We start from the raw sequence: 22132 nt of genomic DNA, 5'->3' as shown, positions 1-22132 counted from the left end.
TAAATCCATTTTTTAAGCGTAGGGAGGCCGCCATCCCTTGAGATGGAATAGGCGGCTATTATTTTTATACGTTTACAGCAGAGGTATTCTTTTTATTGGCAACCGGGTCCGGTTGGATGTTGTTTTTCTTCCGTTGGCTGATTTCCTCAATAATAAAAGCAAAACGTGTTTCGTTGAGCTTATAAAAGAAGCCCATTGTGAGTGCTGCAATAATTGCAAGTCCGCAAGGCCAGAGAAAAATGAGTTGACGCAAACCGAGCAGGGTAGCATCGCTCTGGGCAATGTTGGGGATATAACCGATTTGCGTCAGCATAATACCCGGCAGGAAGCCTGCGAGCGCCGCGGAAATTTTGCGCGAAAAGGTATAACCCGTATATACCGAGCCTTCCGCACGGATCCCCGTCTTCCATTCGCCATAATCGACCGTATCCGGAACCAGCGCCCAGTTCAGGCTGTTAACAAAAGCGGTTCCGAAGAAGGCCATGCAAGAAAACATCACGAATAAAAATGACGTGCTGCCCCAGAAAAAGTTCAGCACATCGCCGATTGCCCATAGCGCCAGACCGCCGAGGTAAACCTGTTTTTTACCGAAGCGTTTTACAGCTGTGGGAACCAGCAGTACCCCAAGCAGAATGCACCCCATGCTGAAGAAACCCATCCACGATAGTAGATGTATATCGTTGAGCACGTACTGGGTGTAATACACCTGAATCGCAAGCTTAATGTTGAATGCCGCCAGCGTGCACAAGTTGGCAACACATAGCACCAGTAGTGGGGGGTTACGGAAAATGGCGCAGAACGATTTGAGAATACTGGGCTTATGATGGTCCGGCACGATTTCGATATAGCGTTCCTTCACACCGCTAAAGCACCACCACATACTGAACAGTCCGCAGACAGAGAAGAGCAGTGCGGCAATCAGATAACCCAGCGAAGGTGAACTGACAAATAGCGCCTGAATCGGCATAAAGCCAACGGTACACAGTAACAGGCCCACGGTAGCGCCGCCCTGACGCCAGGCGGCGAGCTGAGCGCGTTCATGTGGATTTTTAGTAATTGCAGGCACCATCGCGCCGTAGGAACAGTTCATCAGGCTATAGAACAGGCCGAACAGCATGAACAACACCGTTGCCAGCCCCGTTTTCACCGTTAGCGTAAAGCCTGTCGCTAAAAACTGCGCGCTGGCGACGACGGCGACAGGAAATGACGCATACAAAATAAAGGGTCTGAATTTCCCCTTTGCGCCAATATTACGCCTTGAGTCCAGCAACACGCCGGTCAGAATATCGGTGAAGGCGGTGAAGAACTTCGCTACTAAAAAGATAATCCCACCGTACCAGGCCGGCATCCCTAGTTCATCGGTATAAAATTTAAGCAGATACAGCGTGCCGATACACAGCATCAAATTTGAGCCGAAGTCACCCACTCCGTAGGCGAATTTTTCACGCAGGCTCAGTTTTAGCGTTAGCGGATCATGAAAAGACATAATCGCTCCTCAATAGCGCCCCGTAGAGCGCTATTCATTATTATTATCAAACGGTTTGTTTACGCGCTTCTATCTCTTCAACGATACGGACATACATCTTCTCGTTAAGGTTGTAGAAACAGCCCATAGCTACAATGGTGATCACCGCCAACGCGCAGGGATAAATAAAGATCAGCTGACGCAATCCTTCGACCGTACTGGCAGATTGCACCACGTTGGGGACATAGCCGATTTGCGTTAGCATCCAGCCGGGGAAGAATCCCGCCAGCGCTTGTGACACTTTACGAAAGAAAGTGAAGCCGGTGTATACCGTTCCTTCCGAACGAACGCCGGTACGCCATTCGCCATATTCCACCGTGTCGGAGACCAGCGCCCAGTTCAGGCTGTTGACGAATGCTGAGCCGAAGAACGCCAGACAGGAGAAGGCGACAAAGCTGACTGAGCCGCCGCCAAAGAAGTAGTTCAGCAGATCGCCCGCGACCCAGATCAGCAAACCGCCGATGTAGACCTTTTTCTTGCCGAAACGCCTGACCATTCCCGGCATTAAGAAGACGCCGATGAAGATACAGCCCATGCTGAAAAAGCCCATCCAGGAAAGGAGGATCGGGTCGTTCAGTACGTACTGGGTGTAATAGACCTGAATCGCCAGCTTGACGTTAAACGCGCCAAGTGTGCAAAGGTTGGCAACGCACAGAATAAACAGCGGGCGGTTACCTGCGATGGCGCGGAAGGATTGCAGCAATCCCGGTTTTGCGCGGCATCAACGGGTTTCACTTCCACATAGCGTTCTTTTACCCCGGCATAGCACAGCCACATGAACAGCAGGCCGAACAGAGAGAACAAGGTGGCGGCGAAGATATAGCCCAACTGTGAGTTGCCTTCGATCAGGTTCATTACTGGAACAAAGCCGACGGTGCACAGCAGCAGGCCAAGAGTGGCTCCGCCCTGTCGCCAGGCAGCCAGCGAGGCGCGTTCGTCCGGGTTTTTGGTGATCGCGGGGACCATCGCACCGTAAGAGCAGTTCATCATACTGAAGAACAGTCCGTACAGCATAAACAGTACCGTTGCCATCACCGTTTTACCGGTGACTTCAAATGGTGTACCGACAAAGTTCGCAATCGCCAGCAGCGTCACTGGAAATGCGGCATACAGAACGAATGGGCGGAATTTGCCTTTCGGGCCGATTTTGCGGCGCGAGTCGAGCATAATCCCAGTCCCCATATCGGTAAACGCGGTAAAAAACTTGGCGATAAGGAAAATGATACCGCCATAAGTTCCAGGTAAACCAAGGACATCGGTATAAAACTTGAGTAAATAGAGCGTACCAATGTCCAGCAGGATATTGGAACCTAAATCACCCATCCCATAGGCGAGTTTTTCTTTGAACGGCAAGCGTAGGGTTGCCGGATTAGAAGAGGTCTGACTCATTATTATTCTCCATGTGCCCGTGAGTCTCCCCACGGGCGAGCCGTATTAGATGTTGCGTAAAGTGGCAAACAGTGACGCCCATTCACTCTTCGCGCGATAAAACACCGGAGGCTTGCCAATAGGCGCATCCACGGTAATTTCACCGCCCTGATAGGTTTCCCCGGTCCAGACATTTATCCAGCTATCTTCCGGCAGATACAGGGTCCAGTCGGACTTGCCTTGCTCGTGAACCGGCGCAACCAGCAGATCTTGTCCCAGCAGGTACTGATAGTTCAGGGTATAGGTCCGCGCATCGTCTTCGTAATGCAGGAACAGCGGGCGCATCACCGGCAGACCGGTAGCGCTGTTTTGCGCGACGGCCTGTTTGAGATACGGTTTCAGGGTGGTAAACACGGTGGTCATTCGTGCAAAGTGGGCGATGGTTTCAGCATCACCATCAAACTGCCAGTTATCGCCTGGGCGGTTACCTTCGTGGGTGCGCATCATCGGCGTGAAGGCGCTGAAGTCACACCAGCGCAGCAGCAGTTCTTTGCTGCGTTTCATGTCAAACAACGTGGTGTAGCCGCCGATATCGCTGTGGTGCAGGCCGTGACCGGTCATCGCCAGCGACAGCGCCGCAGGAACGACGGAAGCCAGACCGTCGTCAAGGCTCCAGTCCACGTTCTGATCGCCCGCCCACATCATGGTGGAGTATTTCTGGCTACCGGTGTAACCCGCACGCATAAAGAACAGGATCTCGCCGAGTTTGCCGGTCTCCTGTAGCGCTTCGTAGTTACATTTCGCCCACAGTGCGGGCCAGGCGTTGTGCATGATCTCGGCGCTGACGCCGTTGTGCAGATACGTATCTGTCGGCAGGTATTCGCCAAAATCCGCCATCCAGCCGCCGCAGCCCAGTTCGATCATGTTTTTCTTGATGACCTCTTTGAACCAGTCGTAGGCTTCCGGGTTGGTCAGATCGACCACGCCGCCGTAAAACTCGCCAAACTCTACGAGGTAATCGCCGCCGGATGCATCTTTCGCCAGATAACCGTGTTTGGCCGCTTCGGCACAGAGATCTTTATCGCTGGCAACATACGGGTTGATGTAGGAGAGGAACTGCACGCCTTCTTCTTTCCACTGCTTAATACGGCTATCCAACTGCGGATAATTGTCGCTGTTCCATTTCCAGTTCCACATCACGCGCTTGCCAAAGGAGGTCATACGGATGCCAGACCAGTCCTGCGCCCAGATGCCGTTTACTTTCACGCCTGCGTTACGCATGGTGTCCAGTTTGCTCTGGCAAACCTCAGTACCGCCCTGAATACCGAGCGTGACGCCATCGTAGATCCAGTCCGGCAGCTCCGGCTGGCGTCCTAACAGTGCAGTCAATTTTTCCAGCAGAGAGATGTAGGTATCAGCGCATTCAAAACGCAGGGTGGTTTTGTCCTCCCACAGCGCCAGTTCGTGATACTCCGGCGCGCTGAAGTCGAAATTCATATAGCAACTGTTATCAACGTGGCAGTAGTACTTCTGCGTGCTGACGAAGGTCGGTTGCGGGAAGAAGGTCCAGTAGTAGTCGCCGCCGGCGTTCTCTTTACAGTCGGCTTGCCAGGTGACATAGCTGTTTTTGTTTCGGCCCACGCCCTGTTCGCTGGTCCACAGCGGGAAAGGTTTACCGCGTAAGTCGAAGTAAGAGAACTGTTCGCCGCAGCCGTAGATATGATCGTCTGGATTAGCGGCCAGTCGCAGCCAAATGCGGTTATGGTTGAGATCGCCGTTGTGCAGATCCAGCTTCAGGCGACCTTGTTCATCGGTAGAAATATGCAGCGTGGCGTTGATGGTATCACCGCGGCTGAAATGCACCCGCCAGCCGTCAGGCGACTCGCTGACCGTGGCGTCGGTCAGGGCAATTTTCTCATTGAGCTTGTCTTTAATGCTGAAGTTGCCGCGAAACATGTCAATGTCGGCAACACCAGCGCCGATCCACAGGCAGGGGTTTTCTGTGCTGTGGCGTAAAATCAGGCGCTGGTGGTACGTTAAAGCAAATCCATCAGGTAATGATGTGAGTTCTAAGGCGGTTGACCGTTGTTGTAGCGAATTCATTATTGTCTCCGTAAAAATAGGGTAATTCGGTAATTTGTCGGAAATCTGTTATTCACTGCCGATTAAAAAATGCATCTGATGTTGTTCTCCGGGCGCGAGATGAATCAGGCTAATTCCGGAGTTAAAGGCGTCTGGCGGGCAGGTCATCGGTTCAACCGCCAGGCCACGCCGTGCTAATTTTTCGCCGGTATACACTTGCAACCAGGGTTGGTGGCTGCGTAAAAAAGTGGACATGTTTTGCGATGGGCTGGTCATCCTGACTTCCCACTCATCGTCAGGTGGCAGAGTCCTGAACGTATGGTCGATAGCGGTCTGCGCAATGCGTTGCGGCGTGGTGAAATATCGTTCATCACATGTTTCTTCACTCACCGGGAGTGTTAATTCACAGTCATCAATGGGTTGCAGATTGCAGGTCAAGTAGGGATGTGCTCCCGCGCCATACGGCACGATTTCGTCCCCCACATTCTGTGTGTGGATAAAAACGTGCAGTCCACGGGTTGCCTCCAGTCGGTAAATCACCTCTGAAACCAGCGCGAAGGGATAACCATAAGAAGGCGGCAGAAAAATCGTCAGCGACACTTCCGATACCGACTGCTGGTTAATCTGCCAGTCCCGCCAGGCCAGTAATCCATGAATGGCGGTATGTGAAACTGAGTCGTTAACGGCAAGCTGGTAATCCTTGCCGTTATAGTGATAGCTGCCGTCTACAACGCGGTTTGGCCAGGGGATTAACACTTTCCCTAAGTGTGCCAGCGGCATTTCTTCCGGTTTGTGGGGAATAACGATATGACGCCCACGGTGCGTCAATTCTGCTAGCCCAGCGCCAACCGTGACGATTTTCGCCTGGTAGTGTCCGGCCTGAAGATGAATGGTTTTTCCACCGCTATGCATGGCAGCCCACCTTGTTACTTATTTAGCGTTGATATCCAGCAGACCGGCGGCAACAGCCGGAGCAAGGCCCGGAGCCAGCGGCAGACGCGGGATCACCAGGCAGTGCAGCAGGTGATAAATGTCCTGCTTGCCGTCCCAGACTTTGGTGGTCACCTTGTTATCGGTGTCCAGCTCCTGCCACCATGAACCGGTCTCGTAATCCATCAGGTAGGTGATGCAGTAATCCCACCATTTCTGGTACCAGGCTTCGTACTGGCTGTCGCCTGTGAGGGTGTACAGGGCGTAGGCGGTGCCCATCGCTTCGACTATCGGCCAGCGCACTCTTTCGCGAACGATCGGTGTGCCGTCCCAATCCACCGAATAGACAAAACCGTCTGCGCCGTCCGGTGCCCAGGCGTCGCGGATAGTGGCGTGGAAAAGTCCTTTTGCATCTTCCAGCAGCCAGGCAGGCGGCGTTTCGAAGCGAGCTTCCAGCGCGGCATGTAGATGCAGCATCAGGCGGCCCCACTCGATCCAGTGACCCGGCGTGCCACCGTAGGCGCGGAAACGGTGAGCTGGGTTGTCTTTGTTGTAATCGCGGATTGGATTCCACTGTGAATCGAAGTGCTCGTTGACGCGGTACTCCCCGCTACGGGCCACGTCGTGAATAATCACCGAAGCGATACGCAGTGCGCGATCGAGCCATTTACGGTCATGAGTCACGTCATACACGATCAGGAAAGCCTCGACCGCGTGCATGTTAGCGTTGCCGCCGCGATAATCTTCTGTCTGGCTGAAGGCTTCGTCCCAGGACTCCAGGCACATTTGTTCGTCTTCGCTCCAGAAGTACTTCTCTATCACCTCGATGGCATCATCCAGCAATTTCCTGGCCTGTGGATGACCGGTAGTGACCGCGCTTGCCGCGCCAAGTAAAACGAAGAAATGCTGATAGCCCTGTTTGGAGGCATCCATCACGCCTTCGTCATTGACGCAGGCGTACCAACCGCCGTAGCGTGTGTCGCGTAGCGCGCCGTTCAGCGCCTTAATGCCGTGGTCGACGAGTTGATATGCACCTGGGCGACCCATGGAGGCGGCAACGGAATAGACGTGCAGCATGCGGGCGGTGATCCACAGATGTGTTCCCATATCCGCTCTGACCTGACCACTGTTTCCTAACCAACCAAACCCAGTGGGCACCGCCGCGTTCTTACCAAAGTTAAAGATGCGATCGGTTTCTTGTTCCAGCCAGCGGTTGTGGCTTAGGGTGTTAAACCATTTCATGCTTTGATCCTCTATTAGCGGCGGGCCATCATTTCGTCGACGATATCGCCCAGACGCTGCAACTTCGGTGCGGAAACATCACGCAGCATCAGTTCGGTATCCGGCAGGCCCACAACGGATGACCAGACCGCACGCCCGGCCAGGAAGCCGGATGCGCCTGCGGTCATTGCTACGCTGACCGCGCGTGGGAACAGTTTTTCATCCACACCAGAGGAGAGAATGACCCACGGCATGTTGATGTTTTCATTCAGGCGCTGAGAGGCGCTAAGCAATTCCTGTTGGGTTCCTTTGCCGTACAGCGGCATTTCGACCTTGTAGAGATCGGCACCGCTGTCGCCCAGCTCTTTTGCGGCATCGATGATGGCCTGTTCGCGATCGAACTTATCGCCACGACGCGGTGGGCGAACAACCGGCTCGATGATGCTCAGCAGCCCATTGGAATGGCATAGCTCATTGAATTCTTTCACCATGTCCAGACGCTGTTGGGCATCTTCATCGCTACGCCACAGCACCAGCAGTTTGAGAGCCTTGGCACCATCTTGCTTCACAGCCTGCGGGTTGATTTTTTTATCAATCACTACGCTATCGACCGGAATTCCGTTACCCGGAATAAACTCATCAGCGGCCACAATCATGGCGCAGCTTTTGGCTACCGCGTTTTGCTCTACTACCTGGCGGTAGCAGAACTGCTGATCCACCAGAATGGCGGAGGCATAGGGGGACAGGATCTTTGCCGCATTGACTTTGAAATCGGTCAGCACGCTGTCATTGACCGGGGATTTTGCACCCGCTGCGGCAAACATTAAGCGCATGGCTTCGCGCTGATCGACTGCCAGCATGGCAAAACCGCCGGAAGCGCGGGTAATATCTTTCAGGGTGTACTTCGTCATTGTTCAGTCCTTACTTATCTGTGTGTTTATTTAGCCCGGCGGATGCGCGAACCTGTTCAAGAATGGCGGTCCAGTCTTCCCGGCCACGACCTGCGGCGCGCGCCTGGTTATAGACTTCGCGGGAGGCGGCGCCGAGCGGCATCGGTACGTGTAATTGGTTGGCAACGTCCAGAGCGATGCCAAGATCCTTATGAGCTAAATCGATCATGAAGGCCGGGGAAAGATCGCCTTTCAGCACTTTGTTCGGCCAGGAGGTAGTGAAGTGGCCTTTCCCGGCGGGAGTGCCGCTCATGACTTGCAAGGCCACATCGAAGGAGAGGCCGAGCGCTTCGCACAACACGGCGGCTTCGGCAGACAGGGCGTTTAACGCGATGCTCATGTAGTTATTGATGAGCTTGACGCGAATGCCCATACCGGGACCGCCTGCGTTGATCAATTCATTGCCCATCGCCATCAGAACCGGTGTGGCGCGTTCTACCTGCTGTGCCGTTCCACCTGCCAGCAGCAACAGCGTTCCTGCGATAGCGTGATCGGAGGTACGTCCAACCGGGCAATCCATCATGTCGAAGCCTTTGTCACGCATATCGGCGATCAGTTTGTCGGTTTGCAGTGGGTGAATAGTCGACATATCAATCACTAATGCCTGCGGGGAGAGGTTTTCGCAGATACCCTGCTCACCGAACAGTACGCTGCGCACCAGATCGCCGTTTGGCAGCATTGTGATAACAAATTCTGCCCCTTTTGCTGCCTGAGCCGGGCTGTTGGCAGGTTGGGCTCCTTTTTCCACCAGGCGCTGAACGGCATCCGGGTTAACGTCAAAGACGCTGAGTTGATGACCCTGCTTCAGCAAGTTGCTCGCCATGGGTGAACCCATCTGACCTAATCCGATAAATGCTATAACTGCCATAACGTTCTCCTGAGACGTGGATGTCATTTTTTGTCATTTAAGGTCGTTTGTTTTTGTCTGTTTTTGATCGTATTTGTAATTTATGGTCAAAAAATTGACAGCCGTCACTTTTTAAACATTTTGTGAAATTAAAATGATCACATCTTGAAACGCCTAAGGAATGACCATGATTCGTGTTGCTTGTGTGGGTATTACCGTGATGGATCGCATCTATTACGTAGAAGGTTTACCGACTGAAGGAGGTAAATATGTGGCGAAGCGCTATACCGAAGTGGGCGGCGGGCCTGCTGCAACGGCCGCAGTGGCTGCAGCGAAGCTGGGCGCGCAGGTGGACTTTATTGGCCGTGTGGGCGATGACGACACCGGAAACAGCCTGCTGGCGGAGCTGGAATCCCTGGGGGTAAACACCCGCTACACCCGGCGCTATACGGGGGCAAAGTCTTCACAATCGGCGATTATGGTGGATGCGCAAGGGGAGCGTATTATCGTTAACTACCCCAGCCCGGACTTACTGCATGACGCTGACTGGCTCAACGAGATCGATTTTTCTCAGTGGGATGTGGTTCTGGCGGATGTTCGCTGGCACGAAGGCGCCAGGCAGGCGTTCACGCTGGCGCGTCGGGCGGGAGTGATGACGGTACTGGATGGTGACGTCACGCCACAAGATATCAGTGAGCTGGTGGCGTTGAGCGATCATGCGGCGTTCTCTGAACCGGGTCTGGCGCGTTTAACCGGGATAACCGATCCTGTCGTTGGACTAAAAAAATCGCAAACGCTCACAAATGGTCATGTTTATGTGACGCGTGGCAGTGAGGGCTGTGACTGGATAAAAAATAATACGTTGCAGCATCAATCTGGATTTAAAGTCGATGTTGTGGATACTACGGGAGCTGGGGATGTTTTCCACGGTGCGCTTGCATTCAGCCTGGCGGGTGGTGATGCCCCGGAAGACGCGGTCAGGTTCGCCAGTGGGGTTGCTGCGCTAAAATGCACGCGTCCGGGAGGAAGGGCTGGAATCCCTGACTGTGATCAAACCCGATCTTTTCTGTCACTTTTTGTATAAAATGCCAGGGCAATGGTTTTTCGAGGAAATTTCATGAGTCTTACCGAACTGACCGGTAACCCGCGGCACGATCAGCTGTTGATGCTGATTAGCGAGCGCGGTTATATGAATATCGACGAGCTGGCCAGCCTGCTGGACGTGTCCACGCAGACCGTGCGTCGTGATATTCGTAAACTCAGCGAGCAGGGATTAATTACGCGTCATCATGGTGGGGCGGGCAGAGCCTCCAGCGTGGTGAATACGGCGTTTGAGCAGCGTGAAGTCTCGTGGACGGAAGAGAAGAAAGCCATCGCGGAGGCGGTGGCTGACTATATTCCTGACGGTTCGACGGTGTTTATTACCATAGGCACCACCGTGGAGCAGGTGGCCCGCGCGCTGTTAAACCATAACCATTTGCGCATCATCACCAACAGCCTGCGCGTGGCGCATATTCTGTATAACAATCCGCGTTTTGAAGTCATGGTGCCGGGGGGAACGTTACGCCCGCACAACAGCGGCATCATTGGTCCTTCTGCCTCGGCATTTGTCGCTGATTTTCGGGCCGACTACCTGGTTACCAGCGTTGGCGCGATTGAAAGTGACGGCGCGCTGCTGGAGTTTGATGTTAACGAGGCCAGCGTAGTGAAAACGATGATGTCCCATTCAAGACACATTCTGCTGGCAGCGGATCATACGAAATATACGGCTTCTGCCGCGGTAGAAATTGGTAACGTGTCTCAGGTGACTGCGCTGTTTACTGATGAATACCCAGGTCCGGCATTGCACAATTTACTCCAGTCACAGCAGGTAGAAATTGTGCAGGTGAGTCCTTCACAGGATGATGCTCTGGCCGTGTAATTCTTCCCAATGATGGCCCGATAACTTCGCCGCCATCACTCTCGCATAGTCAAACTTCTCCTTTCCCGCTACAGTTATTCATCCACGGCGAATAAGGAGAAGGGCATGCTCTATATCTTTGATTTGGGTAATGTGATTGTCGATATCGACTTCAACCGCGTGTTGGGCACATGGAGCGATCTAAGTCGTGTACCGTTGGCTTCGCTAAAGCAAAGTTTCACCATGGGGGAGGCTTTTCACCAGCACGAGCGAGGTGAAATAACGGATGAAGCCTTTGCCGAGGCGCTATGTCATGAGATGGCGCTGCCGCTAAGTTACGAGCAGTTCTCTCACGGCTGGCAGGCCGTGTTTGTCGCCTTGCGCCCTGAGGTTATCGACATCATGCATAAGCTGCGTGAGCAGGGGCATCGTGTCGTTGTGTTATCAAATACTAACCGCCTGCACACCACGTTTTGGCCGGATGAATACCCCGAGATCCGTCAGGCTGCTGACCATATTTATCTTTCCCAGGACCTGGGCATGCGTAAACCGGAAGCGCGGATTTACCAGCACGTCCTGCAGTCTGAAGGTTTTTCTGCGCACGATGCGGTCTTTTTTGATGATAACGCCGATAATATTGAAGGGGCTAACCGGTTAGGGATCACCAGTATCCAGATCGTCGATAAAAAGACGATTCCTGACTATTTCGCGACGTTGTTATGCTAAAAAATGTTCGGCAACAGGCCAGGCATCATACGCGTCCTGTACGAGACTGGTTGAAGCTACTATGGCAGCGGATTGATGAGGACAACATGACGACGCTGGCAGGGAATCTTGCCTACGTTTCATTGCTCTCATTAGTGCCGCTTATTGCCGTTGTATTTGCGCTTTTCGCCGCATTTCCGATGTTTTCCGACGTCAGTGTCCAGTTACGTCATTTTATTTTCGCAAACTTTATCCCGGCGACGGGAGACGTCATTCAACGTTATATCGAACAGTTTGTCGCCAACTCGAACAAAATGACGGCCGTTGGGGCATGCGGGCTGATTGTCACAGCATTATTGCTGATGTATGCCATTGATAACGCGCTGAATACTATCTGGCGCAGCAGGCGCACGCGTCCCAAAGTTTACTCTTTCGCCGTCTACTGGATGATTTTAACGCTGGGGCCGCTGCTGGCGGGAGCCAGTCTGGCGATCAGCTCTTATCTGTTGTCATTGCGCTGGGCCAGCGATCTTAACACGGTGATTGATAACGTCCTGCGTATTTTCCCGCTGGTGCTTTCCTGGCTCTCATTCTGGCTCCTCTACAGCATTGTACCGACTACGCGCGTCCCTAATCGTGATGCGGTGATTGGCGCTTTTGTGGCCGCCGTGTTGTTCGAAGCCGGGAAGAAAGGATTTGCGCTCTACATCACGATGTTCCCGTCTTATCAGCTCATTTACGGCGTCCTGGCGGTGATCCCCATTTTATTCGTCTGGGTTTACTGGACGTGGTGTATCGTCTTGCTAGGCGCGGAAATAACTGTCACTCTCGGGGAATACCGCAAACTTAAACAAGCCGCAGAACAAGAAGAAGCAGAGCAACCATGATTGCATTAATTCAGCGCGTAACCCGTGCCAGCGTCACCGTGGAGGGCGAGGTGACGGGTGAAATTGGCCCAGGACTTTTGGTCCTGTTAGGTGTCGAAAGGGATGATGACGAACAGAAAGCGAACCGCCTGTGCGAGCGCGTACTCGGCTATCGAATCTTTAGCGATGCCGAAGGCAAAATGAACCTCAACGTGCAGCAGTCAGGCGGCAGCGTGCTGGTGGTTTCACAGTTTACGCTGGCGGCAGATACCGAACGCGGCATGCGCCCGGGGTTTTCGAAAGGCGCAGCGCCCGAGCGGGCAGAAGCGCTGTATGAGTACTTTGTTGAGCGTTGCCGCCAACAGGAAATGAATACGCAAACCGGGCGATTCGCTGCTGATATGCAGGTTTCGCTGGTAAATGATGGCCCCGTGACGTTCTGGTTACAAGTATGAACCAGCTTCCGGCGTGGTCGCGGGTAACAAGAGAGAATACAACTATGTATCACCTTCGAGTACCGCAAACAGAAGAAGAATTGGAGCGCTACTACCAGTTTCGCTGGGAGATGCTGCGTAAACCTTTGCACCAGCCAAAAGGCTCCGAACGGGATGCCTGGGACGCGATGGCGCATCACCAGATGGTGGTGGACGAAGAGGGGAATCTGGTTGCGGTAGGGCGTTTGTATATCAATGCGGATAACGAAGCCTCCATACGTTTTATGGCCGTAGACCCCTCCGTGCAAGAGAAAGGGTTGGGCACGCTGATGGCGATGACTCTGGAGTCTGTGGCACGTCAGGAAGGGGTAAAGCGCGTCACCTGTAGCGCCCGTGAAGATGCGGTCGAATTTTTCGCCAAGCTCGGTTTTGTGAGCCAGGGGGAAATTACCACACCGCAAACCACGCCGGTGCGCCACTTTTTGATGATTAAGCCCATTGCGACGCTGGACGATATTCTCCATCGCGGGGACTGGTGCGGACAGCTACAGCAAGCCTGGTACGAACATATTCCGTTGAGTGAGAAAATGGGCGTGCGTATTCAGCAGTACACCGGGCAGAAATTTATTACCACGATGCCCGAGACGGGCAATCAGAATCCGCACCACACACTGTTTGCCGGAAGCCTGTTTTCACTGGCGACGCTAACGGGCTGGGGACTTATCTGGCTGATGCTGCGTGAGCGTCATCTGGGTGGGACAATAATCCTGGCCGACGCGCATATCCGATACAGCAGGCCAATCACCGGGAAACCAACTGCTATTGCCGATCTGGGCTCGCTGAGCGGTGATCTTGATCGTCTGGCAAGAGGCCGCAAGGCGCGCGTGCAGATGCAGGTCGGGGTATTTGGCGATGACACGGCGGGCGTCGTGTTTGAAGGTACTTACATTGTGCTACCCGCAAAACCGTTTGGCGCATATGAAGAGGGCGGTAACGAGGAAGAGTAGGGGGATACCCTCTACTCGATAAATGCATCTGCAGGAAGTTTAAAGCGTTCTGCAAGCGCTTTAATATGGCTTACAGTCAGTGCTCTACGGCCATTTAGGATGTTGCTGACGTTCGATTTAGAACCAAGCTCGTTGGCGAGGTCGGTGGCTTTTAATCCGTACTGATCCATGAGCGTACGCAATACGGAAACGCCAGGGGGAATTTGTTTCAGGTGTTGATTGAGCGCTCTGAATTCTGGTGCATGTTTTTCGTATTCACTGATTCGGGCACTAAGTAATTCAAATAGTGGGTTTTCAAGATCGTCGTGGTCAACCAGAAACTCTACTAGCGCTAGTGCCCTTCGATACTCCGTTTCATTGCGTTCTTCCCCCAAAAGAGGGATCGTTTTTACAGCACAACTGAAGGTATCAACGATCTTTTTTGCGCTGGCTGCGTCCATATGACGATGAGATCTCATTCTTTATGGCCCCGATAATATTCTGTCAGTTTGTCATATTCGGCGTGGAGAACGATATGCTTCACAAATACCTTATGTAACCTGAAATCTATGTAGGCAATGAGTCTCAGGTTGTTACCAGAAACATCAATTACCCACCATTTATTCCTGTACTTAAAATTATCAAGAGAAGGAATATACTGTTTCATCTCTTCAGGGTGATGGAATGTTTTTTTCTCCAAAACATTCAGCAACTCAGAGAGAGCAAGCCCATGGTTTGGATACATGAGCATACCCTCATTGAATGGTTTTCGGCTGATAACATGCACGATGTAGTTCCATTACATAGTTTTCAACCTGAAAACAATCTAACGCAATGCCATCATGTTTTCAAGTTGAAAACAACATTGAATATTAAGAAATTATCTCCGCTGATGGGCTTTTAACACGCCAGGCCACGTCGCGCATTGCGTTTCGCGCTGTCTGGCTTACGCCTCCTAACTGAAAAAATCCGTGGATAACGCCGGGATAGCGCTGACAGGTGCAGTCCACACCTTGCTTCTGGAGCTGGTGAAACAGAGCCTCTCCTTCATCGCACAGTGGGTCAAATTCAGCGGTAATGATGTGCGTGGGCGGCAAGCCGTTGAAGTCTTCACGCCAGAGTGGGCTGACTTCTGGATGCAATGGATCGGTGTTCAGCATATACATCTCGTAGCCCGAAAGCAGCGTGTCGCGGGTGATAATGTAATCCTGTCCATTATGGTCATAGCTCGCAAACCTGGCGGTTGCGTCCAGCATCGGGTAGATCAGCATAAGCTGTGCAGGTTGCCATTGCCTGGCCGCTTTCAGGCGTAGTGCGGTGACCAGCGCCAGGTGCCCGCCCGCGCTGTCGCCAGCAAGGGTTATGCGCTCGCGATCGACTCCCAGTTTCTGGGCATATTTCCAGATGATATTGGCCCCGGTTTCAGCATCGTTATGTGCTGCCGGGAAAGTATGCTCTGGCGCAAGGCGGTACTGTACTGCAATGACCCTACAGCCGCTGAACCAGGCGAGCTGCCTTAGTTGGTTATCATGCGTAGCAAACCCACCGCTGACAAAACATCCGCCATGATAGTAAATGACGCAGGGCAGCGTTCCCGCAGAGTTAAGAGGCGAAACAACGCGAAACGTCATGGTATCGAGTTCAATATCTTCAACCTGTACGCGGGTTTCAGTTTCTCCGGCCAGCGCCGTACTGGCAATATAGCCAGCTCTCCGGTCATCAATATTCTGTTCGCGGGAAGAAGGGCGTCCCGCCGCGATAAATGCCTCAACTAACTGCGCAATCCCGCTTTCCAGTGCCATTTTTAAATACTCTTATCTGTATGGATATACAGGTTTATAACCTGGATACTCACAAATGAAAATGGGAAAAAAAGGGGCGTTATGATTCTGGAAAGCGGCTCGCAAAAGTAAAAATCGTTCACGTAAAAGCTATTTTCCCGCTTTTTCCAGGTGTATGTTGTATGGAAATTAATCGCTGATGATATACTGGAGGTATATGTGAGTATGATGGCTGGGATGGATATGGGCAGAATTTTACTCGATTTATCAGACGAAGTGATTAAACGTCTTGATGACCTCAAGGTGCAGCGTAACCTGCCGCGAGCTGAACTCTTGCGGGAGGCCGTTGAGCAGTATCTGGAAAGGCAGGAACAGGCTGAAACGACTATTTCCAGCGCTCTCGGACTCTGGAAAGGTTGTGAAGAAGATGGCGTTGAGTACCAACGCAAACTTCGTGAGGAATGGTAATGGTCAAAGGATCCGCGCTTTTTGATACCAACATCCTCATCGACCTGTTTAGTGGACGGAGTGAAGCAAAGCAAGCGATAGAAACATGGCCGCCGCAGAATGCGATCAGCCTTATCACTTGGATGGAAGTGATGGTTGGGGCAAAGAAATACCATCAGGAATCCTGCACACGCGTTGCGTTGAGCGCTTTTAACGTGATCGGTGTTTCACAGGATATTGCTGAACGAAGCGTGAGTATCAGGCAGGAATATGGGATGAAATTGCCGGATGCCATTATTCTGGCAACAGCACAGATTCATCGTCTTACGCTGGTTACGCGAAATACTAAGGATTTTGCAGGCCTATCCGGTGTGGTCACACCGTATACATTATAACCCGGGCGACCTACGCCGCCCGGTAGTGTGAAGACCTTACTCCCCTTCACCCGGGAACAGGAACGGGTTGATGGAACTGCGGGCAAAGCCCTCCTGCTCCATGTGCGCGTCCAGCATCAGTGAAGCGAGATCGTCGGCCACGGCTTCGACTTTCGGGTCTTTTTCCTGATAGAGAATCTTCAGGTAAGTCCCGCAGTCGCCGCAGCTTTCAGCTTTGATTGCCGCCTGTTTGTTATCCAGTGACCAGTAGTTCAAATCACGGCTCTGCTCGCAGTTGCTGCACTTCACGCGCACCACGTGCCACTCGGTTTCGCACAGGTTGCAGTGCAGATAACGCAGACCCTGGGTGGTACCGATTTGCACCATGCTGGAGACCGGCATTGAACCACACACCGGGCAGTACTGACGCTGTTCACCGTATTCCGCACGGGCTTTTCCGGGGATCAGGCTTGCCATCTGCGCCCAGTAGAGCGACAGGGCAGCCCAAATGAACGGTGCTTTGTCGCTGCTGACGGAGGCAAAATCAGAGGCAAACAGCGCGCTGGCCATCAGCTCCAGCTCCTGCTCTGAGGCTTTTTCCAGGTTCTCGATCACGGCGAGCGCCGGACCGCTCATCTCTGGCTTCAGCTCAGCAATCAACGACTGCAGCAGCTTTTGCCAGTGCTTGTCGCGTGGCAGGACGTGGATATCCAGCGGCGGTTTGCCCTGATCGTTCGCTTCTTTGATGCGCGCGGTCAGATCCATCTGCAGCGGATGGTCGTACAGCACCACTTCCTGCGCGTGGGCGATCAGCGCGGCAAAGCGCAGGTAGTCGCCCAGCGGGTTGTTCTCGGCCAGCTCGCGCAGGCGCTCAGCGCGGCGGTTATACAAATTTTTGAGTCTGGGGAATAATAACGGCGGAATCATATCCGCCGTGCGTTTCTCGCTCTTCTCCAGCTCATCTTGCGGGATTATGCGAATACTCATTCAGATGACTTTTCCTGTTTCTGGCGGACTTCACGGTACCAGCGCGGGTGATGTTTCTTCGCCCATGAACTGGTAACCCATCCTTCCACCATCGCGGTAATGGTGCCTTTCACCCAAAGGGCGGCGTAAATGTGCACCATGATAACCACAATTAACGCTACTGCGGCAAATGAATGCAGCATTAACGCGAATCGGATCACCGGGATTGAGAAAGCAGGTGCAAAATACGGACGCCAGATGACCACTCCGCTCACCAGCAACAGGACCAGGAAGATAATCGCCGCCCAGAATACGCATTTCTGGCCGAAGTTATAACGTCCCGTGTCACCTACTTCCTCGTTGACGACAATCTTACGAATATTCTTCGCCCAAAAGATATCATCCCGATTGATTAGATTGTGGTGCCAGTAACGGAAAAACATGATGATAAACGAGGCAAACATGACAACGCCGACAAACGGGTGCACAATTCGCGCCAGTTGCGGAGTGCCCATGATGTGCATCAGCCAGTTAAAAGACGGGAAGAGAAAGCCCATCCCGCTCACTGCCGCCAGAATGAAGCAGAAGGCGGTTACCCAGTGGTTGATGCGTTCCGGCGCCGTGTAGCGCACGATGGTGTCACGTCGTTTCATTTGCGCACCTCGTCTTTTTCTTCATGCAGGTTGTCTTCTTCCTCTTCCGCGCGGTTCGGGCCTACACCGACGTAATGGAAGATACTGGCCGCAAATGTCGCTGCAAAGCCGACGGCTGCGAGAGGTTTCCAGATGCCTTTCCAGAATTTCACGGTGGCGCTGATTTCCGGGTTCTCCGGCAGGCCGTGATACAGATTCGGCTTGTCAGCATGGTGCAATACGTACATGACGTGAGTACCGCCAACGCCTGCTGGATCGTACAGACCCGCGTTTTCGTAACCACGCGTTTTCAGCTCCGCCACACGCTCGCCTGCCAGCGTTTTCATCGACTCTTTGGTGCCGAAATGAATGGCGCCTGTTGGGCAGGTCTTCACGCAGGCCGGTTCTTGCCCGACCACAACACGGTCAACGCACAGCGTACATTTGTAGACGCGGTTGTCTTCCGGATTGAGGCGCGGTACGTCGAACGGGCAGCCCGCGATGCAGTAGCCACAGCCGATGCACTGCTCGGACTGGAAGTCGACGATACCGTTGGCATACTGAATGATTGCGCCTTCAGCCGGACACGCCTTCAGGCAGCCCGGATCGGCGCAGTGCATACAGCCATCCTTGCGGATAAGCCACTCCAGTTTGTCGTTTTGTTCCACTTCCGAGAAGCGCATTACCGTCCAGGATTTGGCGGTCAAATCAGCCGGGTTGTCGTACACCCCAACGTTGTTGCCCACTTCATCACGGATGTCGTTCCATTCAGAACACGCCACCTGACACGCTTTACAGCCGATACAGGTGGTGACGTCGATAAGCTTCGCCACCTCTTCCTGATGGTCCCGCGCCTGAGGCGCGGGGGTGAAACCGTTAGTGGCGGAACGACGAATGATGTCTTGCGATTGATAAGCCATAGGTCGTCTCCGTTACACCTTTTCCACGTTCACGAGGAAGGACTTAAATTCCGGCGTCTGCGTGTTCGCATCACCGACGAATGGCGTTAACGTGTTAGCGATAAAGCCTTTTTTCGCCACACCTTCGTAGCCCCAGTGAATCGGAATACCGATGGTGTCGATATCCTGACCGTTGGCCTTCAGCGTGCGAATACGTTTAGTCACCACTGCTTTGGCTTTAATGTAGCCGCGGTTAGAGGAGACTTTGACGGTATCGCCATGAGAGATACCGAGCTTATTCGCCAGCTTCTCGCCAATTTCCACAAACTGTTCCGGCTGTGCGATGGCATTGAGCAGCGCATGCTTGGTCCAGTAGTGGAAGTGCTCGGTCAGACGATAGGTCGTACCGACGTACGGGAATTTATCTGCTTTACCCAGTGCTTCCGCGTCACCTTTAAAGATGCGCGCGGCAGGGTTAGAGATAACGTTCGGGTGCAGCGGGTTAGTACCCAGCGGCGTTTCAAACGGCTCGTAGTGTTCCGGGAACGGACCTTCCGCCATCTTATCGATAGCAAACAGACGTCCCATCCCTTCCGGCTGCATGATGAACGGCCCAACGTTACTGCCCGGTGCGGCGGCGCTGTAGTCCGGAATATCCATCCCGCTCCATTTCGCCCCATCCCATTTCAGGATCTGACGTTTTGGATCCCACGGATTCCCCTGCGGGTCAGCGGAGGCGCGGTTATACAGAATGCGTCGGTTGAGCGGCCACGCCCATGCCCAGCCCAGCGTGTTGCCAAGGCCTGATGGGTCGGCGTTATCGCGACGTGCCATCTGGTTGCCTTCCGGCGTCCAGCTACCGGCAAAAATCCAACAGCCGCTGGAGGTCGTGCCGTCGTCACGCAGTTGGGCGAACGAACTAAGCTGTTGGCCTTTCTTGACGATAACCGCGCCCGTTGCCGGGTCGGTAATGTCGGCCAGCGCTTTACCGTTGCTCTCCATCGCCACTTCTTCCGAAGCCGGTTCGTGTGGTGTGGAGTAGTTCCAGGTCATGCTCAGCACCTGTTCCGGGTTCGCGCCACCCTGCTCGGCATACATCTTGCGCATGCGCAGGAAGATACCGGCGAGGATTTCACCATCGGTAACGGCAATCCCCGGGGCGTCTGCGCCTTTCCAGTGCCACTGCAACCAACGACCGGAGTTAACGATAGAACCGTTCTCTTCGGCGAAGCAGGTGGACGGCAGACGGAATACTTCGGTCTGGATTTTCGACGGGTCAACATCGTTCGACTCACCGTGGTTCTGCCAGAAGGTAGACGTTTCGGTGTTGAGCGGGTCGATGGTGACCAGGAATTTCAGTTTGGACAGTGAAGCCACGACCTTGTTTTTATTCGGGAATGACGCGACCGGGTTAAAGCCCTGGCAGATATAGCCATTCACTTTGCCCTGGTTCATCATCTCGAAGTACTGCAGCACGTCGTACCCTTTATCCCACTTCGGCAGCAAGTCGAAGCCCCAGCTGTTTTCCGCTGTCGCTTTATCGCCAAAGAAGGCTTTCATCATCGAAACGAAGAATTTCGGGTAGTTGCCCCAGTAGTTCACCTGACCTTCCAGCAACGGTTTTGGCGTGTTGGCGGCAAGGTAGGTTTGCAGGTCAGTTTGTTTCTCGCTGGGCAGGGTCATATAGCCCGGCAGGCTTTGTGACAGCAGGCCTAAGTCGGTCAGACCCTGAATGTTGGAGTGACCGCGCAGGGCGTTAACGCCGCCGCCGGCCATCCCCATGTTGCCAAGCAGCAACTGGATCATCGCCATGGTACGGATGTTTTGCGCACCAACTGAGTGCTGCGTCCAGCCGAGTGCATACAGGAACGACGCGGTTTTGTCTTTGACGCTGGTTTCTGCGATGTATTCGCACACTTTCAGGAAATCAGCCTTTGGCGTACCGCAGATGTTTTCTACGACATCCGGCGTGTAGCGGGAAACGTGCTGTTTCAGCAGGTTCCACACGCAGCGCGGGTGTTGCAGGGTGACATCGCGTTTGGCGAAGCCTTTTTCATCCAGCTCGTAGTTCCAACTGGTTTTGTCATACTTGCGTTTGTCCGCGTCGTAGCCAGTGAACAGGCCATCTTCGAAACCGTAATCCTCACGCACGATCAGGCTGGCGTTGGTATAGGCCTCAGTGTATTCGCGGTTGAATTTTTCGTTGTTCAGCAGGTACAACAAGACGCCTGACAAGAAGGCAATGTCAGTACCGGAACGAATCGGCGCATAGAAATCAGCTACCGCTGCGGTTCGCGTAAAGCGAGGATCGATAACAATCAGCTTCGCGCCGTTGTGTATTTTGGCTTCCATCGCCCAGCGGAACCCGACCGGGTGAGCTTCAGCGGCGTTACCGCCCATCACCACAACGAGGTTGGCGTTTTTAATGTCGACCCAGTGGTTGGTCATCGCACCGCGACCAAATGTTGGAGCAAGACTTGCTACCGTTGGTCCGTGTCAGACGCGTGCCTGGTTGTCGACCGCGAGCATACCGAGCGCGCGGGAGAATTTTTGCGTTAAATAGCCGGTTTCGTTACTGGAAGCGGAAGCACACAGCATCCCGGTGGAAAGCCAGCGGTTAACGGTTACGCCTTCGGCGTTTTGTGCAACGTAGTTTGCGTCGCGGTCTTCTTTCATCAGCTTAGCGATGCGGTCAAATGCCTCATCCCAGCTAATCTGTTGCCACTTATCAGAGCCTGGTGCGCGGTATTCCGGGAATTTCAGGCGGCTTTCGGAGTGGATGAAGTCCACAAGTCCTGCCCCTTTCGGGCACAGCGCGCCACGGTTCACCGGGTGATCCGGGTCCCCTTCGATATGGAAGATGGATGCTTTGGCGTTTTTTGCTCCGTCACCGAGACTGTACATTAACAGTCCACAGCCAACGGAACAGTAAGTGCAGGTGTTACGGGTTTCGCGGGTGCGCAGCAGTTTATATTGCCGTGTTTCCGCGAGCGCTACGCCGGGTGCAAAACCCAGTGCCGCTGCCGTGGTGCCTGCCATACCGCCAGCGCAGATCTTAAAGAACTGCCTTCTGCTGACCTGCATGGTTCGCTCCTTGTTTCGACATTGTCACGTTCCCTTCACTTTTCCGTTACTCGAGCGCGAGGGAAGTGGTTGTTATTTTTCTTTGCGGACGGGACCGCAAAGGTCCAGAATTGGGTGAATTTCCCTCCGTCCAGG

Annotated in this window: 21 protein-coding genes and 1 pseudogene; 8 read left to right on the top strand and 14 right to left on the bottom strand. The window is 53.4% G+C overall.

Annotated elements, in window-relative coordinates:
- Positions 1-64: 64 nt before the first annotated feature.
- From OGY19_RS15640 to yihU, 7 genes and pseudogenes are all read right to left on the bottom strand, one after another.
- On the bottom strand, positions 65-1486 hold the full coding sequence (locus OGY19_RS15640) for an MFS transporter (protein ID WP_115601217.1): 1422 nt from the start codon (positions 1484-1486) through the stop codon (positions 65-67).
- Positions 1487-1532: 46 nt separating this feature from the next.
- A pseudogene (locus OGY19_RS15635) lies at positions 1533-2914 on the bottom strand (MFS transporter).
- Between the two features lie 45 nt (positions 2915-2959).
- Positions 2960-4996 carry an alpha-glucosidase gene (locus OGY19_RS15630; protein WP_115601216.1) on the bottom strand — a complete coding sequence of 679 codons (2037 nt, stop codon included), beginning with the start codon at positions 4994-4996 and terminating at the stop codon, positions 2960-2962.
- Positions 4997-5044: 48 nt separating this feature from the next.
- Positions 5045-5887 carry an aldose-1-epimerase gene (locus OGY19_RS15625; RefSeq protein WP_115601215.1) on the bottom strand — a complete coding sequence of 281 codons (843 nt, stop codon included), beginning with the start codon at positions 5885-5887 and terminating at the stop codon, positions 5045-5047.
- A gap of 18 nt (positions 5888-5905) precedes the next feature.
- Positions 5906-7147 (bottom strand): sulfoquinovose isomerase, encoded by a 1242-nt coding sequence (gene yihS, locus OGY19_RS15620; RefSeq protein WP_061066948.1) that lies wholly within the window; start codon positions 7145-7147, stop codon positions 5906-5908.
- A gap of 14 nt (positions 7148-7161) precedes the next feature.
- Entirely contained in the window at positions 7162-8037 is an 876-nt protein-coding gene (gene yihT / locus OGY19_RS15615) for a sulfofructosephosphate aldolase (protein ID WP_043018880.1), read from the bottom strand.
- Positions 8038-8047: 10 nt separating this feature from the next.
- Positions 8048-8944, bottom strand: coding sequence for a sulfolactaldehyde 3-reductase (gene yihU, locus OGY19_RS15610; protein WP_115601214.1), 897 nt, complete (start codon positions 8942-8944; stop codon positions 8048-8050).
- Positions 8945-9110: 166 nt separating this feature from the next.
- On the opposite strand from yihU, the gene OGY19_RS15605 reads away from it, so the two are divergent.
- The 6 genes from OGY19_RS15605 to fabY all read left to right on the top strand — a co-directional run bounded on the left by OGY19_RS15605 (position 9111) and on the right by fabY (position 13835).
- On the top strand, positions 9111-10007 hold the full coding sequence (locus tag OGY19_RS15605; protein WP_115601213.1) for a sugar kinase: 897 nt from the start codon (positions 9111-9113) through the stop codon (positions 10005-10007).
- Between the two features lie 33 nt (positions 10008-10040).
- Positions 10041-10844: a DeoR/GlpR family DNA-binding transcription regulator gene (locus tag OGY19_RS15600; RefSeq protein WP_003847907.1), complete on the top strand. Its 804-nt coding sequence runs from the start codon at positions 10041-10043 to the stop codon at positions 10842-10844.
- A 105-nt stretch (positions 10845-10949) separates the two neighbouring features.
- Positions 10950-11549, top strand: a complete 600-nt coding sequence (gene yihX, locus OGY19_RS15595; protein WP_115601212.1) for a glucose-1-phosphatase — start codon at positions 10950-10952, stop codon at positions 11547-11549.
- Entirely contained in the window at positions 11543-12415 is an 873-nt protein-coding gene (locus OGY19_RS15590) for a virulence factor BrkB family protein (protein ID WP_048214032.1), read from the top strand. The genes yihX and OGY19_RS15590 overlap by 7 nt, the downstream gene beginning before the upstream one ends.
- Positions 12412-12849, top strand: coding sequence for a D-aminoacyl-tRNA deacylase (gene dtd / locus OGY19_RS15585; protein ID WP_003028671.1), 438 nt, complete (start codon positions 12412-12414; stop codon positions 12847-12849). Before OGY19_RS15590 ends, dtd begins: the two co-directional genes overlap by 4 nt.
- Before the next feature lie 44 nt (positions 12850-12893).
- Entirely contained in the window at positions 12894-13835 is a 942-nt protein-coding gene (gene fabY, locus OGY19_RS15580; protein ID WP_048214031.1) for a fatty acid biosynthesis protein FabY, read from the top strand.
- Between the two features lie 11 nt (positions 13836-13846).
- Here fabY and OGY19_RS15575 read toward each other — a convergent pair whose 3' ends face one another.
- The 3 genes from OGY19_RS15575 to OGY19_RS15565 form a co-directional block, all read right to left on the bottom strand.
- A complete protein-coding gene (locus OGY19_RS15575; RefSeq protein ID WP_048214030.1) occupies positions 13847-14293 on the bottom strand; it encodes a helix-turn-helix domain-containing protein in 447 nt (148 codons plus the stop codon).
- Positions 14290-14601 carry a type II toxin-antitoxin system HigB family toxin gene (locus OGY19_RS15570; protein WP_115601211.1) on the bottom strand — a complete coding sequence of 104 codons (312 nt, stop codon included), beginning with the start codon at positions 14599-14601 and terminating at the stop codon, positions 14290-14292. The genes OGY19_RS15575 and OGY19_RS15570 overlap by 4 nt, the downstream gene beginning before the upstream one ends.
- Positions 14602-14686: 85 nt before the next feature.
- On the bottom strand, positions 14687-15616 hold the full coding sequence (locus OGY19_RS15565; protein ID WP_115601210.1) for an alpha/beta hydrolase: 930 nt from the start codon (positions 15614-15616) through the stop codon (positions 14687-14689).
- Positions 15617-15820: 204 nt separating this feature from the next.
- Here OGY19_RS15565 and OGY19_RS15560 point away from each other — a divergent pair, with 204 nt between their 5' ends.
- On the top strand, positions 15821-16063 hold the full coding sequence (locus OGY19_RS15560; RefSeq protein WP_005121822.1) for a ribbon-helix-helix domain-containing protein: 243 nt from the start codon (positions 15821-15823) through the stop codon (positions 16061-16063).
- Positions 16063-16437 (top strand): type II toxin-antitoxin system VapC family toxin, encoded by a 375-nt coding sequence (locus tag OGY19_RS15555; protein WP_005121821.1) that lies wholly within the window; start codon positions 16063-16065, stop codon positions 16435-16437. Before OGY19_RS15560 ends, OGY19_RS15555 begins: the two co-directional genes overlap by 1 nt.
- Before the next feature lie 36 nt (positions 16438-16473).
- On the opposite strand, the gene fdhE is transcribed toward OGY19_RS15555, so the two are convergent.
- From fdhE to fdnG, 4 genes are read right to left on the bottom strand one after another with little or no spacing between them, the layout of a single operon-like run.
- Positions 16474-17403 carry a formate dehydrogenase accessory protein FdhE gene (fdhE, locus tag OGY19_RS15550; RefSeq protein ID WP_115601209.1) on the bottom strand — a complete coding sequence of 310 codons (930 nt, stop codon included), beginning with the start codon at positions 17401-17403 and terminating at the stop codon, positions 16474-16476.
- Positions 17400-18035: a formate dehydrogenase cytochrome b556 subunit gene (gene fdoI, locus OGY19_RS15545; RefSeq protein ID WP_043018888.1), complete on the bottom strand. Its 636-nt coding sequence runs from the start codon at positions 18033-18035 to the stop codon at positions 17400-17402. The genes fdhE and fdoI overlap by 4 nt, the downstream gene beginning before the upstream one ends.
- Entirely contained in the window at positions 18032-18934 is a 903-nt protein-coding gene (fdoH, locus tag OGY19_RS15540; protein WP_003028691.1) for a formate dehydrogenase O subunit beta, read from the bottom strand. Before fdoH ends, fdoI begins: the two co-directional genes overlap by 4 nt.
- A 12-nt stretch (positions 18935-18946) precedes the next feature.
- Positions 18947-21997 carry a formate dehydrogenase-N subunit alpha gene (gene fdnG, locus OGY19_RS15535; RefSeq protein WP_086523526.1) on the bottom strand — a complete coding sequence of 1017 codons (3051 nt, stop codon included), beginning with the start codon at positions 21995-21997 and terminating at the stop codon, positions 18947-18949.
- Between the last annotated feature and the right edge of the window lie 135 nt (positions 21998-22132).

The sequence above is a fragment of the Citrobacter sp. Cy070 genome, from assembly GCF_030332245.1.
Lineage (GTDB): Bacteria > Pseudomonadota > Gammaproteobacteria > Enterobacterales > Enterobacteriaceae > Citrobacter > Citrobacter youngae.
Note: the sequence above shows the minus strand (reverse complement) of the source record. Positions and strands in the feature narration are given on the sequence as shown.

Bases quoted from the DNA above. Each gene is read 5' to 3' on its own strand.
- OGY19_RS15575 (WP_048214030.1), bottom strand. From the start codon at position 14,293: ATGAGATCTCATCGTCATATGGACGCAGCCAGCGCAAAAAAGATCGTT.
- yihU (WP_115601214.1), bottom strand. From the start codon at position 8,944: ATGGCAGTTATAGCATTTATCGGATTAGGTCAGATGGGTTCACCCATG.
- OGY19_RS15555 (WP_005121821.1), top strand. From the start codon at position 16,063: ATGGTCAAAGGATCCGCGCTTTTTGATACCAACATCCTCATCGACCTG.
- OGY19_RS15600 (WP_003847907.1), top strand. From the start codon at position 10,041: ATGAGTCTTACCGAACTGACCGGTAACCCGCGGCACGATCAGCTGTTG.
- OGY19_RS15640 (WP_115601217.1), bottom strand. From the start codon at position 1,486: ATGTCTTTTCATGATCCGCTAACGCTAAAACTGAGCCTGCGTGAAAAA.
- yihT (WP_043018880.1), bottom strand. From the start codon at position 8,037: ATGACGAAGTACACCCTGAAAGATATTACCCGCGCTTCCGGCGGTTTT.
- OGY19_RS15630 (WP_115601216.1), bottom strand. From the start codon at position 4,996: ATGAATTCGCTACAACAACGGTCAACCGCCTTAGAACTCACATCATTA.
- fdoH (WP_003028691.1), bottom strand. From the start codon at position 18,934: ATGGCTTATCAATCGCAAGACATCATTCGTCGTTCCGCCACTAACGGT.
- OGY19_RS15605 (WP_115601213.1), top strand. From the start codon at position 9,111: ATGATTCGTGTTGCTTGTGTGGGTATTACCGTGATGGATCGCATCTAT.
- OGY19_RS15625 (WP_115601215.1), bottom strand. From the start codon at position 5,887: ATGCATAGCGGTGGAAAAACCATTCATCTTCAGGCCGGACACTACCAG.
- yihX (WP_115601212.1), top strand. From the start codon at position 10,950: ATGCTCTATATCTTTGATTTGGGTAATGTGATTGTCGATATCGACTTC.
- fdhE (WP_115601209.1), bottom strand. From the start codon at position 17,403: ATGAGTATTCGCATAATCCCGCAAGATGAGCTGGAGAAGAGCGAGAAA.
- fabY (WP_048214031.1), top strand. From the start codon at position 12,894: ATGTATCACCTTCGAGTACCGCAAACAGAAGAAGAATTGGAGCGCTAC.
- OGY19_RS15565 (WP_115601210.1), bottom strand. From the start codon at position 15,616: ATGGCACTGGAAAGCGGGATTGCGCAGTTAGTTGAGGCATTTATCGCG.
- OGY19_RS15590 (WP_048214032.1), top strand. From the start codon at position 11,543: ATGCTAAAAAATGTTCGGCAACAGGCCAGGCATCATACGCGTCCTGTA.
- yihS (WP_061066948.1), bottom strand. From the start codon at position 7,147: ATGAAATGGTTTAACACCCTAAGCCACAACCGCTGGCTGGAACAAGAA.
- dtd (WP_003028671.1), top strand. From the start codon at position 12,412: ATGATTGCATTAATTCAGCGCGTAACCCGTGCCAGCGTCACCGTGGAG.
- OGY19_RS15560 (WP_005121822.1), top strand. From the start codon at position 15,821: ATGATGGCTGGGATGGATATGGGCAGAATTTTACTCGATTTATCAGAC.
- fdoI (WP_043018888.1), bottom strand. From the start codon at position 18,035: ATGAAACGACGTGACACCATCGTGCGCTACACGGCGCCGGAACGCATC.